General features: G+C 64.9%; 14 protein-coding genes and 1 pseudogene. 6 read left to right on the top strand and 9 right to left on the bottom strand.

Annotated elements, in window-relative coordinates:
• Positions 1–47: 47 nt before the first annotated feature.
• The gene (locus PXJ20_RS25325) at positions 48–2,024 is read left to right on the top strand and encodes a PAS domain S-box protein (RefSeq protein WP_421032671.1); all 1,977 of its coding nucleotides are present in this window, start codon (positions 48–50) and stop codon (positions 2,022–2,024) included.
• A 15-nt stretch (positions 2,025–2,039) separates the two neighbouring features.
• On the opposite strand, the gene PXJ20_RS25330 is transcribed toward PXJ20_RS25325, so the two are convergent.
• Entirely contained in the window at positions 2,040–2,732 is a 693-nt protein-coding gene (locus PXJ20_RS25330) for a MarC family protein (RefSeq protein WP_199541956.1), read from the bottom strand.
• A 325-nt stretch (positions 2,733–3,057) separates the two neighbouring features.
• Here PXJ20_RS25330 and PXJ20_RS25335 point away from each other — a divergent pair, with 325 nt between their 5' ends.
• From PXJ20_RS25335 to bluB, 3 genes are all read left to right on the top strand, one after another.
• Positions 3,058–3,288 (top strand): DUF3311 domain-containing protein, encoded by a 231-nt coding sequence (locus PXJ20_RS25335; RefSeq protein WP_017776062.1) that lies wholly within the window; start codon positions 3,058–3,060, stop codon positions 3,286–3,288.
• Positions 3,285–4,763 carry a sodium:solute symporter family protein gene (locus tag PXJ20_RS25340; protein ID WP_421032378.1) on the top strand — a complete coding sequence of 493 codons (1,479 nt, stop codon included), beginning with the start codon at positions 3,285–3,287 and terminating at the stop codon, positions 4,761–4,763. Before PXJ20_RS25335 ends, PXJ20_RS25340 begins: the two co-directional genes overlap by 4 nt.
• Before the next feature lie 166 nt (positions 4,764–4,929).
• Complete coding sequence (gene bluB / locus PXJ20_RS25345; protein WP_421032379.1) at positions 4,930–5,619, top strand: 5,6-dimethylbenzimidazole synthase; 690 nt, start codon at positions 4,930–4,932, stop codon at positions 5,617–5,619.
• A gap of 95 nt (positions 5,620–5,714) precedes the next feature.
• Here bluB and PXJ20_RS25350 read toward each other — a convergent pair whose 3' ends face one another.
• The 6 genes from PXJ20_RS25350 to PXJ20_RS25375 all read right to left on the bottom strand — a co-directional run bounded on the left by PXJ20_RS25350 (position 5,715) and on the right by PXJ20_RS25375 (position 11,334).
• Entirely contained in the window at positions 5,715–6,092 is a 378-nt protein-coding gene (locus tag PXJ20_RS25350) for a VOC family protein (protein WP_126879588.1), read from the bottom strand.
• A 140-nt stretch (positions 6,093–6,232) separates the two neighbouring features.
• On the bottom strand, positions 6,233–6,865 hold the full coding sequence (locus PXJ20_RS25355; protein ID WP_421032380.1) for a DUF4136 domain-containing protein: 633 nt from the start codon (positions 6,863–6,865) through the stop codon (positions 6,233–6,235).
• 121 nt (positions 6,866–6,986) lie between these two features.
• Positions 6,987–8,465, bottom strand: a complete 1,479-nt coding sequence (locus PXJ20_RS25360) for a FecR domain-containing protein (RefSeq protein ID WP_421032381.1) — start codon at positions 8,463–8,465, stop codon at positions 6,987–6,989.
• Between the two features lie 23 nt (positions 8,466–8,488).
• Complete coding sequence (locus tag PXJ20_RS25365) at positions 8,489–9,187, bottom strand: response regulator transcription factor (protein ID WP_017776056.1); 699 nt, start codon at positions 9,185–9,187, stop codon at positions 8,489–8,491.
• Between the two features lie 462 nt (positions 9,188–9,649).
• Positions 9,650–9,910 carry a hypothetical protein gene (locus tag PXJ20_RS25370; protein ID WP_421032382.1) on the bottom strand — a complete coding sequence of 87 codons (261 nt, stop codon included), beginning with the start codon at positions 9,908–9,910 and terminating at the stop codon, positions 9,650–9,652.
• A gap of 512 nt (positions 9,911–10,422) precedes the next feature.
• Entirely contained in the window at positions 10,423–11,334 is a 912-nt protein-coding gene (locus PXJ20_RS25375; RefSeq protein WP_421032383.1) for a helix-turn-helix transcriptional regulator, read from the bottom strand.
• Positions 11,335–11,567: 233 nt separating this feature from the next.
• Between PXJ20_RS25375 and PXJ20_RS25380 the strand changes: the two genes are divergently transcribed.
• Both PXJ20_RS25380 and PXJ20_RS25385 read left to right on the top strand, forming a co-directional pair.
• Positions 11,568–12,464 carry an NAD(P)H-binding protein gene (locus PXJ20_RS25380; RefSeq protein WP_421032384.1) on the top strand — a complete coding sequence of 299 codons (897 nt, stop codon included), beginning with the start codon at positions 11,568–11,570 and terminating at the stop codon, positions 12,462–12,464.
• 322 nt (positions 12,465–12,786) lie between these two features.
• Positions 12,787–13,071 (top strand): annotated as a pseudogene (locus PXJ20_RS25385) (DDE-type integrase/transposase/recombinase); the annotation flags it as partial.
• 395 nt (positions 13,072–13,466) lie between these two features.
• On the opposite strand, the gene PXJ20_RS25390 reads toward PXJ20_RS25385, so the two are convergent.
• Positions 13,467–14,393: a threonine/serine dehydratase gene (locus tag PXJ20_RS25390; protein WP_421032385.1), complete on the bottom strand. Its 927-nt coding sequence runs from the start codon at positions 14,391–14,393 to the stop codon at positions 13,467–13,469.
• Positions 14,390–15,379: a nitrilase-related carbon-nitrogen hydrolase gene (locus PXJ20_RS25395; RefSeq protein ID WP_421032386.1), complete on the bottom strand. Its 990-nt coding sequence runs from the start codon at positions 15,377–15,379 to the stop codon at positions 14,390–14,392. The genes PXJ20_RS25390 and PXJ20_RS25395 overlap by 4 nt, the downstream gene beginning before the upstream one ends.
• Between the last annotated feature and the right edge of the window lie 121 nt (positions 15,380–15,500).

The following is a 15,500-nucleotide window of genomic DNA, read 5'->3' on the forward strand; positions in this document are numbered from 1 at the left end:
TGCCGGCGTGTATCTCTGGCTGGCAAGAATTACATTAGATGGACGTTATGACCGACCACCCATCTCGCCCGCACGCGGGCCACAGCGCCCCATCGTCCGGCGCGGCGCCCAGAGGAGATGCCGATGACCGCTTCGAAGCGGTGGTCCATTCGATCGAGGACTACGCGGTCTTCCTGCTCGACAGCAACGGCTTCGTCACGAGCTGGAACCGGGGCGCGGCGCGCATCGAGGGATACGAGGCAGAAGACATTATCGGCAAGCACTTTTCGCGTTTCTATACGCGCGAAGCCGTGGCGCGCAACTGGCCCACCTACGAACTGGAGCAGGCCACGCTCACGGGCCGTTTCGAAGACGAAGGCTGGCGCGTGCGCCAGGACGGCACGACGTTCTGGGCCAACGTGGTGATCACCGCGATCCGCAATCGCCGCGGCGAACTCACCGGTTTTGCGAAGATCGTGCGCGACCTCACCGACCGGCGCCGCCAGATGGACGCGCTGCGGCAAAGCGAGGAGCGCCTGCGGCTCTTGATCGAAAGCGTGAACGACCACGCCATCTTCATGCTGGATCCGACCGGCCAGGTGGTGAGCTGGAACAGCGGCGCGACCAACATCCACGGTTATCAGCCCACGGAGATCGTCGGCCGGCATTTCTCGACCTTCTACGTGCCCGAGGACATCGCCGCCGACAAGCCCCGGCGCAATCTGGAAACGGCGAAGCGGCGCGGCCGCTTCGTGGACGAAGGCTGGCGCATGCGCAAGGACGGCTCGATGTTCTGGGCCAACGTCACGCTCACGGCGGTGTACGACGCCGACCGCCGCCTCACCGGCTTTGCCAAGATCACGCGCGACATGACCGAGAGCCGGCACCGCGACGAACTGGAACGCTCGGGCCAGCGCATGCGCGACTTCCTCGCCACGCTCGCGCACGAACTGCGCAATCCGCTCGCGCCGGTGCGCAACGCCATCAGCTCGATGCAGATCGAGCGCGACGTGCCGGCCGGGGTGGCGCGCTCGCGCGACTTGATCGACCGGCAGATCGCGCACCTCTCGCGCCTCGTGGACGACCTGCTCGACGTGGGCCGCATCACGTCCGGCAAGATCGAGCTGCGCCAGGCGTCCGTGAATCTGGGCGACGTGATCGGCAACGCCATCGAGGCCGCCCGGCCGTTCACGGCGCGACGCGGCCAGACCGTGGACGTCCACCTGCCTGCGGAGCCCGTGCTGCTCAGGGGCGACATGACCCGGCTCGTGCAGGTGTTCCAGAACCTGCTGCACAACGCGGCGAAGTTTTCGCCCACCGATAGCCGCATCGCCATCAACGTCGAGGTGGAAGAGCGCACCGTGGAGATCCGCATTCGCGACCTGGGCCGCGGCATCCGCCGGGAAGCGCTCGAATCGATCTTCGACCTCTTCACCCAGGAGCGCACCGGGCAGGACGCGCTCGACGAAGGACTCGGCATCGGCCTCACGTTGTGCCGCTCGCTCGTGGAGCTGCACGGCGGCACGATCTCGGCCATGAGCCACGGGCACGGCACGGGCAGCACCTTTATCGTGCGGCTGCCGCGCGGCCCCCGCGAGCCCGAGGAGGCACCGCCGCCGCTGCCCGTGCAGGCCGTGCCGGACGCGCACCTGCGGGTGCTGGTAGTGGACGACAACCGCGATTCCGCCGACAGCCTCGCCATGCTGCTCGAACTCAAGGGTCATGAGGTGCGCGTGGCCTACGACGGCGCCGCGGCGCTCGACCAGGCAGAGCGCTTCGTGCCGCACGTTGCGTTGATCGATATCGCGATGCCGAAGATGGACGGCTACGCCGCGCTGCGGGTGCTGCGCCAGCGGCCCGAACTGGCCGACACGTACTTCGCCGCGATGACGGGCTTCGGCCAGCAAAGCGACATCGCGCTCTCGCGCGAAGCCGGCTTCGACATGCATCTCATCAAACCCGTGGACCCGCAGTTGTTCGACGAACTGCTCTCGCAGGCGGCAAAACGACAGGCAGCGCGACAGCAGCGGCCACCTCTGCGGTGAAGCGCGAATCTCGCCCTACTTCGCCGCCATGTGGGCATCGACGATGGGCGCAAGGAAGCCTTCGAAGCCGGTGAGAATGATCTGCACGCCAATGCACAGCAGCAGGAACGCCGACACGCGCAGCGCGACGCGCGTGCCTTCCGCGCCCAGATAGCGCGCGAGCACTGAGGCGCGGCTGTACGTGTAGTAGATGACGAGCATCACGAGCCCCGAGATCGCGAACGACGCCACGCCCGACAGCAGGAACTCGGAGAGCTTGTGCGTGCGGTTCGCGTTCAGCGCGATCACCGTCGCCATGGTGCCGGGGCCCGTGGTGAGCGGCACGGTGAGCGGGAAGAAGGTCTTCGCCGTGGCCGACTCCGGTTCGACCTGCGGCACGGCAGAGGCCGAGGCGGTCTCGTTCATGCGCACGCGCGTGTCCGGCGCGTTGAGCATCTGCCAGCCGCCCACCGCAACGGCGAGGCCGCCGCCAATGCGCAGCGCCTCGATCGAGATGCCGAAGAAATGCAGCATGGGCGTGCCGACGAAGAACACGACGATGAGCACGAAGAACGCATTGATCGCGACGCGACGCGCGAGGAAGCGCCGCTCCGCGTCGGAAAGCGATGCCGTGCGGTCCAGAAACACGAACGCCACGCCGAGCGGATTGATGATGCTGATGAGCCCCGTGAAGCCGAACAGGATGTCGGAGATCAGGCTTTCTATCATGCTGTGGTCGAGTCCGGAAAACGTGGGTTGAACGCAGGTTAAAAATGCGAGCAGTGTAACCGCATCGGCAAGCACCTGGATCACGCATGCCGGTACGGGCAAACGATGCTGCGCGACGCGGCCGGATGGGCGGCCCGGGCACCGGAAGCATGCTGCGACGCACACGTTCCGGATGCATCGAAAGGCCTGTGTGTCCCGATGCGCGGACGCCTTTCAAAGCGCCTTCACTATTTTTGATCTGCTTTACCTGGCCGATCCGGCGGGCATACAGTCGAACGGATAACACGCAGTCTCCGACGCATCCACCCCGTTCCAGGAGTCGCTCATGTCCTTCCGGTTGCTTGCTGCCTTGCCCTTCATCGGCATCCTGCTCGGCGTGCCGTTCGTGAACCGCGTCGAGCCGCTCGTGCTCGGCATGCCGCTCGTGCTCGCGTGGATCGTGCTGTGGGTGGTGCTCACGGCCGTCATCATGGCGATCGTCTATCGGCTCGACCCCGCCAACCGGGAACCCCAAGGCGCGGATGTCCGAAGCACGGCACCGGAGGTGCGTTCATGAGCAGCGCTCTCGTCATCATTGCCGCCGTCACGCTGCTTGCGCTCTACCTCGGCATGCGGGCCCGCCGCGGCCACGACATGAATCTCGAACAATGGACCGTGGGTGGCCGCAGCTTCGGCACCGCGTTCGTGTTCCTGCTGATGGCGGGCGAGATCTACACGACGTTCACGTTCCTCGGCGGCAGCGGCTTTGCGTACGGCAAAGGCGCGCCTGTCTACTACATCCTCGCGTACGCGACGCTCGCCTACGTGCTCTCGTACTGGTTGCTGCCGCCTGTATGGCGCTATGCGAAGGCGGAGCGGCTCGTCTCCCAGCCGCATTTCTTCGCGCGCAAGTACGCGAGCCCGGCGCTCGGCGTGCTGGTGGCGCTGGTCGGCGTCGCGGCGCTCGTGCCGTACCTCGTGCTCCAGCTCAAAGGGCTCGGCATCATCGTGTCCACGGCGTCGTACGGCGCCATTCCTTCGACGGCGGCCATCTGGATCGGCGCCGCGGTCGTGACGGCCTACGTGATGGTGTCCGGCGTGCGCGGCTCGGCCTGGAACTCCGTCGTGAAGGACCTGATGATTCTCGCGGTCGTGCTATTCCTCGGCATCTATCTGCCGATTCATCACTACGGCAGCCTGGGCGAAATGTTCCACGCCATCGACGCCGCGAAGCCCGGCTTCCTCGCGTTCCCGGCCAAGGGGTCGAGCGTGATCTGGTTCCAGTCCACCGTGCTGCTCACGGCGCTCGGCTTCTTCATGTGGCCGCACACGTTCGGCTCGGTCTACACCGCGAAGGACGAACGCATCTTCCGGCGCAACGCGATGGTGTTGCCGCTGTATCAGCTGATCCTGCTGTTCGTGTTCTTCTGCGGCTTCGCGGCGTCGCTCAAGGTGCCGGGCCTCAAGGGCGGCGACATCGACCTGTCGCTCTTCAGGCTCTCGCTCATGACGTTCGACCCGTGGTTCGTCGGCGTGATCGGCGCGGCCGGTGTGCTGACCGCGCTCGTGCCGGGATCGATGATCCTCACCACGGCGTCCACGCTGCTTGCAAACGACGTCTATCGCGGCCTCTTCAACAAGCGCGCCGACGACCGCGTTATCGCCCGGCTCGCCCGGCTTTTCGTGCCGATCGTGGCGCTCGTCGCGGTGCTGTTCACGCTGCATGGCGGCGAGACCATCGTGGCGCTGCTGCTGATGGGCTACAACTTCGTCACGCAGTTGTTCCCCGGACTCGTGTGCAGCCTCGCCGCGCACAACCGCGTCACGAAACAAGGCGTGTTCTGCGGCATCGTGGCGGGCGTGGCCGTAGTGGTGACCACCACCGTCATGCACATCAGCGTCGCGCAACTGCTGCCGTTCCTGCCGGATGCGCTCAAGGACATCAACATCGGCTTGCTGGCGCTCGCGCTCAACGTCGTGGTGCTCGCGCTCGTGAGCGCCGCCACGCAGCCGCGTACGGAAGCCGGCGGGTCGCACGCCGAGGTGCATTGACGCCGTATGCCGACATGCGCTGAGGTTCGACGCTGACCTGCGACAAACCCGAGGCACATCCTGAGCCAACCCGTCGTCGCGCCCGCGTAGTTCCCAGGGCGCGGCGGCGGGGCTGCCGTGATAAGGTGACGGGCCTTTCCACACGCCTTTTCTGCCGCCCTGATCCATGGCCCAGCCTTTCGACGACGCCGAACGCGCAGCCGTATATCGCGCCATCTACGAGCGGCGCGACATGCGCCACTTCACGCCCGGACCGGTCGCTCCCGAAGTACTTGCGCGTCTGCTGGACGCGGCGCACCACGCGCCGAGCGTGGGCTTCATGCAGCCGTGGCGCATCGTGCGCATCACCGACACCGCGGTGCGCACGGCGCTGCACGCCATCGTGGAGCGCGAACGCATGGCCACCGCCGACGCGCTCGGCAAGCGCCGCGACGAGTTCATGAAGCTGAAGGTGGAAGGCATGCTCGAATGCGGCGAGCTGCTCGTGATGGCGCTGATGGACCGGCGCGAGCCGCACGTGTTCGGCCGCCGCACGATGCCGGAGATGGATCTCGCGTCGGTGGCCTGCGCGATCGAGAACATGTGGCTCGCAGCGCGCGTCGAAGGGCTCGGCATGGGCTGGGTGTCGTTGTTCGACGTCGATGCCGTGCGCGCGCTGCTCGGCATGCCGGCGGGCGCGAAGCCGGTGGCGATTCTGTGCCTCGGCCACGTCGAAGCGTTCTATCCGCAACCGATGCTGGAAATGGAGCACTGGGCCGAGCGCCGCGCGCTCGACACCTGTGTGTTCGAAAACCGGTGGCACGACGATGGTGGCGATAGCGGCGATGGCGGCGATAGCGCCGATACGGCTGGCTGATCGCACGCTGGACCGGCCAGGCCGCACACATGGAAGCGTGCGGCCCAGTTGGGTGAAAGGCTACGAATGCTCCAGATATTCGGCGCGAGCACGGTTCACGCGCCGTCGCGCATGCATACCGCTTCGATGTTGTTGCCGTCCGGATCGATGAGAAACGCGCCGTAGTACGTTGGGCTGTACTCGGGTCTCAAGCCGGGGCCGCCGTTGTCCTTGCCGCCCGCGCGAAGGCCTTCGCTGTGGAAACGCGCTACGGCGTCGCGGCTCACCGCCTCGAAGGCAAGATGGACACCGCGCGGCGTTGCGGCATCGTCGTGAGTCGCATGCAGCCACAGCTGCGGATGCCCAGGCTTGCCCAATCCCGCCAGGTCGCCTTCATGCATGCATAGCTCGAAACCGAGCGGCGCGAGCGTCTGCTCGTAGAAACGCACGCTGCGCGCCAGATCCGACACCCTCAAACCGATGTGATGGAACATACGTTTTCTCCTCGTTGGCTATCGAACGCGATGCCAGCATACGGCGTACCGGGGCGCGACGCCTGGGGAAAATTGCTTCGAGTGTTCGGCTTTCTGGCGGGCCGCCCGCGCGCGGGCTGGCCGTTCACGGCCGCCGTGCTTCAACGTGCCAGCGGCTTGATCGACACCACGCCGGGCAACGCGCCGTCTTTCGCGGGATGCAGCTTCACGCGCCACACGCCGGCGCCCGCGTAGGGGAACTCGGCGAACGCGCTCTTCACGAGGAACGGCACGGCGTGAGCCGCGTCGGCATCGTGGTCGCGGCTCACGGCCACGACCTTGTAGACCTCGCGCGCAGCCTCGCGGTCGAAGAAGCGCAACGTGAGCACGTGAACGTAGCTGCGCAGAAAGAACCAGAATCCCGACGACGGCGGCATGCTGCACGAACCGCTCGCGTCGCCGCATTCGGGCACGTCGAGGCCAATCGACGCCGCGCGCGTGGCGTGAGCGATCGAGACAAGATAGCGAGGATTGGCGCCCGCCGAGCCGGCGTCGCGAAAACCATAGCTCGCGAGCGCGCTGCGTACCTGCGCTTCGTACTGCAAACGCACGTCGCTCGTTTCCTGCGAAGCCGTGCGCGCGAGACGGTAAGTCGCGTCGCCCTCGGGCGGGCGCGGCATGCTGGTGGCGCGCACATTCGTGCTGACGTCGGCACAGCCGGCAAGACTGACCGTCGCGAGCGCCGCAAATGCCGCGATGAGCGATGGGCGGACCGTCACAGGCGGGAATTTCATCGAGGCTTCCGCATCAAGGGGTTCCGGCGTCCCGCAATTCGTGCGCCGCCGGGTTCGGCGACGCTGCTCGGGCGCCACGCGCTGCCGCGCTCGCACAGCAAAGTGCTTGCGACGGACAGGCTCACCACGTGAGCGTAAACGATTGCACCGCGCTTGCCTGCTGGTAGAAACGGCCATGCTCGAACTGCTCGGCGATCACCGTCCAGTAGTAGACGCCGCGCGGCAGGTTCTGGACCACCACCTCCGCCCCCGTGACGTCGGTCTGATCGACCAGCGGCCGCGCCAGGTCCGGCGTCGTCGCCAGCACCAGGCGATAGCGCGTGGCCACGTCCGGGCGGCCCGTCAGCCAGCGGAACACATAGTCGTGCGAGTCCGCGCGCGCCGTGGCCGAGGTGGTCAGGCTGAACTGCCGGCGTTCGAAGGCATAGGTTTGAGGCAGGCCTTCCAGACCGTTCGCGTCGATTGCGCTGATGCGCACGAAGTAGGTCCCGTCGGACAGATCGCCGAATGTGGCGTGCGGCGTGTCCACGCGCTGGTCGCGGATCACGTCGAGCAGGCCCGCGTCGCGGCCCACCTGCACGCGGTAGCTGCGCGCACCGTCGAGTGGCACGAGGTCGAAGGCCACGTCCGGTGCGTCCTGGATCTTGCCCGGCTGCGCCAGCGACGGCTCGGCCAGCAGCGCCAGGGGCGCGCCCGCTGCCGCCCCCGCCCGCGTCACGCTGCCGAACTTCGCCTTCACGAGTTGCGCCGACGCGGCCAGCGGCGCGCCCGCAGGCGGTGGCGTAGCGCCCGCTGCGTCGACGCCCACGGCCCCGTCGAGCACTTCCACCGCGCTCACCTGCGTGCCGGCGTCGTAATTGACCCGGAAGCGCGTGCCGCGCACGCCCGCCACCACTGACGGCGACCGGATCTGGAAGCGGCTGTCCTTCTTCGTGGCGTGCGTGACTTCGTTATCGACCTCGCCACGCTCGAGCCGGATGAGGCGATCGGTGGAGCCTGTAAAGACCGTCTGGCGCAACCGGTCGAGGCCGATCGTGGAGTCCTGCGGCACGCTCACGTGCGAGCCGTCTTCGAGTTCGAGCGTGACGAAACCGTTGTGGCCGGTGCGGATGCGGTCGCCTTCGGTAAGCTTCATGCCGATGGCCAGCGGCGTGTAGCCCCCGTTGCCGTAGGCCCGTTCGACAGGACCGCTGGTGGCCACGACCGTCGCCGCGACGCGCTCCTCGCGCAGCAGCGCGACGGGCAGACGCAGCGTGACGCCCGGCTGCAGATGCCCGGGCGTGCCGACGTGGTTCAGGCGTGCGAGCGTGCGCCAGTCGCCGGAGTCGCGCAAGTAGCGCGCGGCGATGTCGTAGAGCGTGTCGCCCTTGCGGGTGACGTAGGGGGTGGTCTGTTGCCCGGCGGGCTGTGCCCGGGGCTCACGGGCTTCGGTCGGGAGCGCCCACGCGAGGCTCAATGCCATGACAAGCGCGGCAAGGCTCGCACCCGGCATCACCGCGCGCGAGTTCCCCGCGCAACGGCGACCAGACAGTCCTTGCGTGACAAAACCCTCCACCACGCTGTTGCCGTGCTGTCCAACGGTATGCGAATGCTTCGGCATTGTCGGCGCGAGGCTGGCCGGCGTCACTCATCCCCCTTTTCTACGCGCTCCAGCCGATAGCCATAACCGTAAATGGGCGTCAGCCGATAGCCGTTTTCGGGCCGCAGGCCAAGCTTGGCGCGCAGCATGGAGATGTGCGTGTCCATGGTGCGTGACGGAATGTCCGTGTCCTGCTTCCAGATCATGTCGAGAATATGCGCGCGAGAGAGCGGCCGGCTCAGGTGCTGGAACAGCAGCAGTGCAAGCTCGAATTCCTTGTTCGTAAGGGACACCGCCTTGCCTCTCGCGCTGACCTGCTTGGCGCTCAAGTCGAATTCGAAGTCGTCGAAGGTTTCCTTCAACGCCATGGGCTTGATCTGATAGGCGCGCCGCAGCAGGGACCCGACTCGCGCGAGCAGCATGCCCGCCGTGACCGGCTTCACCACGTAGTCGTCGGCCCCGCTGTTGAGGATCGACATGATGTCCGTCTCACGACTGCGGCTCGTCATGAACAGCACCGGCAGCCGTTCCGAGAGACTTTGCCTCACCCAGCGCAGCACCTCTTCGCCGGACATGTCCGGCACGTTCCAGTCGAGCACCAGCAGATCGAAGGTCTGCCGGCGCAGTTGCTTGACCAGCTCGCGCCCTTCCGAGAACGAGTGGCAGATGTGTCCAACCGTCGAGAGCGTCTGGCACACAAATTCTGTCTGAGCCTGATCGTCATCGAGAACCGCAATTCTCATAACACCCCGCAACGCAAATTCGTTGTCCATCGTTGGTGAATGGCGAGGCGAATATCCGCCCATTTCCTGAGCGCTTCCTTCGCGCTCTGGCCGCGATTTTGTCCGCGACTGTCTCCCATTAACGGTTAAAAGCGTGGGCCACAGCCGCTCGTGGCCGCGCGGCGCAATCATGCAATCATGAAAAGGGGCGAGGAAATGCCGTGATGACATTGCTGTGAACCCCTTGAATTGGCGCGCTCGACGCTTGACTGCTCATGCTTGCGATCGGGGCGTTCATGATAATCGAAAACCCCTACCCTCTTATCGCAGAGCACCCGCGCATTCGGAACGGAGTTTTGCTAATGCGATCAGGCCCGCCTTCTGACCTTCGTCGCAGGCCTGTTGCGGCGTCGTCCCGTTCGCCTTGTCCATGACCACCTCGCGGCGCGCATTAAGCCGCGACATGGCGCACAGTATAAGAAGTCAGCAAACCGAAAATTTAAAGATTGTCAAAATCGGCGGCACTCCGCGTCCGCGTTCGAAGCATCGGCGCGCGGCCGCCACGTTCACGCCAAGCGGCGCAACGTCTGACGCTTCCAGCGGATGGTGGCGATCGCTCTCGTGTACACGCGTCCAGCAGCGGACCGATGCACCCACTTTGCCGCATGCCTGGATGCGCTTGCGAAACTGCTGCTGATGCAGATCATCGTGGCCTCCCTCGCTCATTTGTTCGTCTTTCGTCATGCCTCGACGCCTTTCGGCGCACTCCGAAAAAACCGGCGGCGGCAGCGCAAACTGCACGGCCCATCCGTTTGCCACTACCGCCGCCCTTTTTACGACCGCCGCCATTCCGGCTGTTGTTCTTTTCTATTGTTTTTCTTGTCATGGCGAACTGGCGTTCGCTCTTCTTCTCTCCCTGCCCCGTCGCCCCAGCTACCGTCGATACCAGCCTGAGCCCCCGTAGCTAAACCGCGTCATTCCCGCGTCATTCGCAAAACTTGTGATCATTGTGGACGGCAATCTGTCACGGCATTGTCAGAGATTGTCAAATCCTGAGGCCTGGTTTGTTAAGCATTGAAAAACCGTGGCACTGGCCGGCGATATTGGGTTCGGACGCGGCCTTCCCGGGCCTTGCTCCGCTTTGCCTGCACATCCATCAAGAGGGAAAAGAGTGCGTCTGGAGAAGCCGTTATGGGCCCTTAGCAAGATCTTTGTGGGCCTGTTGGCGGCGACGTCCCTTAAGGGCGCCGGCCAGTTCAAACGTCCTGCTGCAACGTTGCGTTACCGAAGCGTGTGGTGTGCCTCGATACCTCGCTCGGTGACACCCCCAACAGGCGATTCATCCACGACGCAAGATGGCTCTGATGCGCGAATCCCACCTCGAGCGCGATCTGCCCTACCGTCAACCGGCCTTCCAGCAGCAATCCCTTCGCGCGGTCCACACGCCGATGCACCACGTATTGATGAACCGGCGCCCCAAAGGTCTCGCGAAAGAGCACCTTGAAATGCGGCACGCTGAGGTGCGTCACCGCGGCGAGGTCCGCGAGCGTGAGGCGTTGGTCCAGATGCGCCTCGATATAGTCGGCCACGCGCACGGCCATGGCCGGGGCAAGCGTACGGCGCTTCGCGCCGGCCACGGGCACGCCTTCGATCAGCCGCACGACGATGGCCGTGCACAGGCTCTCGGCATAGAGGGCGTTCGATGCGTCGTCGGCGTCGAGTTCTGCCCTCAGCGCCCACGCGAGGTGCTCGAGACGCTTGTCGCGCAACTGGAACTGCGGCTGGAGTTGCGCCTGCGAGGGTTTCAGGTCGAGCCGTCCGACGACGTCCTGCACGAACGCCTCGCCGAGCCAGATGCGCAGCAGTGTGCAGTCGGCCTCGTCGGCCCATTCGCCGTCGAGGCCAGCCGGCACCACGTCGGCATCGCCGTGTGCCTGGATGCGCGGCCTGCGCCGCCCGTTGCAGACGCAATTCGCCTTCACCGCCGCGCCCACGTGCACGCCAATGCGGTGATGATCCGCGGCGGGAATGCGATGCACGCCCGCCGGAATCTGCAATAGCTCGGCGCCGAAGCCCTGCCAGCCGAGCGCCGCGCTCGATTGCACGCTCACGGCCGAGCTTGGCAACGGCGAGGGATTCTGCTTCAAAACGGCGGGGATTGCACTCATCGCGGGGGCCTTCCGAAACGGTGAATTCCTGCATTGTGCTGCGTCCTGGCGGCGGCTGCAGCGACTGGCTTCGGTTCGAGGGTTGCCTCGCAAGAGGCTGCAGCGGATGCCGGCCATCGCATCGCTCAGTCTGTCATCCAGATCTGCTCATGGGCATCTTTGCCTGAGCGCGCGGCGCGCCGCGCTTCCCTACCATGCGGCTCTACCGTCAACGTACAGACAAGGAGCCGACTGTGTTCGTCATCTTCGGGGCATCAGGCAATGTAGGACGTGCAACCGTCACCGCGTTGCGCGAGTCGGGCCGCCGCGTGCGCGCCGTGGTACGCGACCGGCGTCATGCGCCGTCGCTCGAGGCGTTGGGCTGCGAGGTGATGACGGTAGACCTGAACGATCGCGAGTCCGTGGAGCGCGCCATCCGCGGCGCCCAGGCCGTGCAGATGCTGTGTCCGGTTCCGGACGGCGCCCACGACCCCGCAGCCACCATGCGCGACATGATCGACGTGAGCGCCGCCGCGTTGCGGGCGCGGCCGCCCACGCGCGTGCTGGTGTTGTCGGACTACGGCGCGGAACGCGATGAGAACACCGGCATCACGCGGTTGTTTCACTATCTCGAGCAGCAGGTCAAGCCGCTCACGTCGAACCTGATCCTGCTGCGTTCGGCCGAGCACATGGAGAACTGGGCGCGCGTACTGCCGGCGGCGCGCGCAGCCGGCGTGCTGCCGAGCCTGCATCATCCGCTCACGAAGCGTTTTCCGACTGTCGCCGCGCGCGACGTCGGCCTGGCTGCCGCGGCGCTGCTACAGGACGAAGCGCCCACACCGACCTCGCGAGTCGTCAGCATCGAGGGGCCGCGGCGCGTTTCGGCGTGGGATGTCGCGAGCGCACTCGGCGACGTGCTGGACCGGACAATCGAAGCGCATGCCCTGCCGCGCGAAGAATGGGCGGCGGTGTTGCAGCGAGCCGGGCTCAGCGCTCGCCACACCCAGTTGATTGTCGACCTCTACGATGCGCACAACCTGGGCCGCATCGACGTCGAAGCCGGAGCGTCCGAACGGCGTTTTGGTACGACGACGATCGAAGCGGTGCTGTCGGAGTTGACGCAGCGGACGGATGTGACAGCGCGGGCGTGATGCGATGCGCTCTTTCTATTCGTCTTCTTCGAAGTAGTGAATGGGCCTTTTCCAGAAGGCCTGCTTCTCGCAATGTTCCGTCCGACTGCATTGGATCTCTTTGTAGTGGTCTCATGAATCCGGACACTGATTTAGGCGAAGATGGTCGCCATGAAGAGGTGTCTGATGAGCGAGCAACGCCGTACGTCTTCCCCGGAGTTCAAACAGCAGGCCGCCTGTCTGGTACTCGACCAGGCTATTGCCATATGGAGGCAAGCCGCTCGGTTGGTGTCGGCGAGACGGTGCTGCGTAGTCGGGTACACGAACTGTTCGTCGAGAGCCGAAGCTCTGGTGTGGTGACATCACCTATGTCTGGACGCAGGGCCGTTGGCATTATCCGGCCGTCGTATTCGACCTGTTCACGCGTCGGGTGGTTGGCTGGGCGTTCTCGACACGCCCCGATGCCGACCTGCTCGTGCAGGTGTTGGAGATGGCTCATGAGCAGCGTGGTCGGCCGCAAGGCGTGCTGTTCCACCCGGATCAAGGCGCGCAGTATGCAAGTCGGAAATTCCATCAGCGCCTGCGGCGCTATCGGATTCAGCAGAGCATGAGCCGTCGTGGAAATTGCTAGGACAACTGCCCGGTGGAAAGGCTGTTCCGCAGCGTCAAGACGGAATGGCCGCCTATCTTGCCAGCGATGATTCCGGCTTTGTGACGACGGCGACATTCCTGATCGATGGCGGCATTCGCTGCGCATTCACTGTGCCCGATACACCTGGTCGAATGTAGCCCCGTCCAAGGAGGCTGCGATGGCATGTATTGGCTGCGCCCAGGTGAGGATGCGTGCGGTACGTGTTAGCGAAGCGTTGGGATATTGAAACGATTCGTAGATGCAGGCCTAAACGTTGAGGGAACGCTCCGGCCACCGCTGTTCAAGGTCTGTGGCCACCATCGTGGCCGCGCATGTTGTCCCCGTCAAGACGTGGCCACGCCGCGACGCTGTCTGACACAACCGCCGCCCGGCTATGCAAACGATGCCAGATCGGCGTTGCCGCCGCAAACCACCACGGCGATCTTCTCACCGGGCGAACGCACATAGGCGCCCGAGGTCAGTGCCGCAAAGGCAGTTGCACCTCCCGGCTCCGCAACGATCCTGTACTTCTGCCATAGCGCCAATTGCGCTTCGCGAATCTGCTCGTCCGACACCAGTACGGAATCCTGAACGCTCGAAAGAAGAACGGAAAAAGGCACGTCGCCGACACGTCTGCACCCGAGCGAGTCTGCGGCGATGCCGCCCGTGTCGACGTCGACGGGCATATGGGCCTGCAACGCGCGATTAAGTGTCGGGCATTGCTTCGGTTCGACGGCCACTAGCTTCACGCGGCCAGCAAACCAGGCTGCGATGCCGCCGATGAAGCCGCCGCCGCCAACGGAAATCAGAATGGTATCGACCTCCGGCACTTGCGCGTCGAGTTCGATCGCGATGGTTCCTTGTCCTGCGACCGTCGCGGGGTCGTCGAAAGCATGCACTTTCAGGGCGCCCGTTTCAGCCGCCCGCGCCTCGCTGGCCGCGAGCGCTTCGACATAGTTGTTGCCAGCGACGACAACCTGTGCGCCAAGATTTGTCAGCATCTTGCGCTTGAGCGCGGTCGCAAGGCTCGGCACATAGATCTCTGCGCGAGCGCCGAGCTTTTGCGCCGCGTACGCGACGGCGATACCGTGGTTTCCTCCGGACGCCGCGACCACGCCAGCACGCGGAAGCGGCTCGCCGAGCAGCCGGTTGAACGCACCTCGCGGTTTGAACGAGCCCGTCACCTGGAGCGATTCGAGCTTCAGGAAGGTATCGCCTGGCACGTTGGAGAGGCCGGGCTCGACCCGCATGACCGGCGTGGTGCGAATGTAAGGAGCGATACGCTGCGCGGCCGCGCGAATGTCTTCTTTCGTGATCATTTGACGAGATCCTCGTAACCGGTTTCCTGCTGGCGCACGGAAGGGATCACCGTGACCGGCGCCTGGCGGCGTTCGTCGACGGTCAAGCGAAAGATGTCGGGACGGCTATAGTGGCCCGTCACGTCGAAATCGAACTTGCCGCGCGCAACGTTTCGCAGATCGATCTCTGCTGTGAGAATGGTTTCTTCGCCAAACGCGGGGCCCGCAAGGATCTGGCCGAACGGATCGACGATACAGCTTCCTCCGGCCTGAACCACCGCTTCAGGATCGTCGCCGAATAGACTGGCGTATGCGTGGGGAAAATCGCGTCGGCGCAAAAACTGGTTGCTTGCAAGCACGTAGCACCGACCTTCTATGGCGATGTGTTGCATCGACGCGACCCATGTCGGCCTCGAGTCGGCCGTGGGCGCGCAATAGAGTTCAATACCCTTCGAGTACATCGCGGTGCGCATCATGGGCATGTAGTTTTCCCAGCAGATCACGGCGCCGAGCTTTCCTAGTGCCGTGTCGAGCACGGGCATGGTGGAGCCGTCACCATAGCCCCAGATCAGTCGTTCCGCGCCGGTCGGCATCAGCTTGCGATGTTTGCCGAGAAGACCTCCTGTTGGGCTGAAAAACAGCACACAGCAATAGAGCGTTCCTGCGTCACGTTCGATCACGCCGATCACCATGTGCACGCCGTGGCGGCCCGCTATTGCGGCGAGTTCGTCGACGCACGGCCCCGGTACATCGATCGCCGATTCCCAATACTCGCGGTACGCATCTCTCCCTTCGTCACTGCGTCCACCTACGTACGAGCCGAACGCATGTCCCTTCGGATAGCCGCCCACAAACGCTTCGGGGAAGACCACCAGCTTCGCGCTGCGAGCCACAGCCGACGCGACGAGGTCGTCGACCTTTGCCAGGGTGCGGCGCTGGTCAAAAGGAACAGGCGTGCCCTGGATGACGGAAGCGACCCACGGCCCTTCCCTGTTGATGTCGTTCATTGCGTCTCCTTGTGTATCTATAGTGAACGTGTTAGTATCAATTATGAACATCATAGGCGCTTGTCCAATTTGTGGCAAGCGGTGGATGGTCGTCTGCGCGCACTACGTTGAGGAGAGGGAA

It is taken from the genome of Paraburkholderia sp. A1RI_3L, from assembly GCF_048957895.1.
GTDB lineage: Bacteria > Pseudomonadota > Gammaproteobacteria > Burkholderiales > Burkholderiaceae > Paraburkholderia > Paraburkholderia kururiensis.

Bases quoted from the DNA above. Each gene is read 5' to 3' on its own strand.
- PXJ20_RS25325 (WP_421032671.1), top strand. From the start codon at position 48: ATGACCGACCACCCATCTCGCCCGCACGCGGGCCACAGCGCCCCATCG.
- PXJ20_RS25330 (WP_199541956.1), bottom strand. From the start codon at position 2,732: ATGATAGAAAGCCTGATCTCCGACATCCTGTTCGGCTTCACGGGGCTC.
- PXJ20_RS25335 (WP_017776062.1), top strand. From the start codon at position 3,058: ATGTCCTTCCGGTTGCTTGCTGCCTTGCCCTTCATCGGCATCCTGCTC.
- PXJ20_RS25340 (WP_421032378.1), top strand. From the start codon at position 3,285: ATGAGCAGCGCTCTCGTCATCATTGCCGCCGTCACGCTGCTTGCGCTC.
- bluB (WP_421032379.1), top strand. From the start codon at position 4,930: ATGGCCCAGCCTTTCGACGACGCCGAACGCGCAGCCGTATATCGCGCC.
- PXJ20_RS25350 (WP_126879588.1), bottom strand. From the start codon at position 6,092: ATGTTCCATCACATCGGTTTGAGGGTGTCGGATCTGGCGCGCAGCGTG.
- PXJ20_RS25355 (WP_421032380.1), bottom strand. From the start codon at position 6,865: ATGAAATTCCCGCCTGTGACGGTCCGCCCATCGCTCATCGCGGCATTT.
- PXJ20_RS25360 (WP_421032381.1), bottom strand. From the start codon at position 8,465: ATGCCGAAGCATTCGCATACCGTTGGACAGCACGGCAACAGCGTGGTG.
- PXJ20_RS25365 (WP_017776056.1), bottom strand. From the start codon at position 9,187: ATGAGAATTGCGGTTCTCGATGACGATCAGGCTCAGACAGAATTTGTG.
- PXJ20_RS25370 (WP_421032382.1), bottom strand. From the start codon at position 9,910: ATGACGAAAGACGAACAAATGAGCGAGGGAGGCCACGATGATCTGCAT.
- PXJ20_RS25375 (WP_421032383.1), bottom strand. From the start codon at position 11,334: ATGAGTGCAATCCCCGCCGTTTTGAAGCAGAATCCCTCGCCGTTGCCA.
- PXJ20_RS25390 (WP_421032385.1), bottom strand. From the start codon at position 14,393: ATGATCACGAAAGAAGACATTCGCGCGGCCGCGCAGCGTATCGCTCCT.
- PXJ20_RS25395 (WP_421032386.1), bottom strand. From the start codon at position 15,379: ATGAACGACATCAACAGGGAAGGGCCGTGGGTCGCTTCCGTCATCCAG.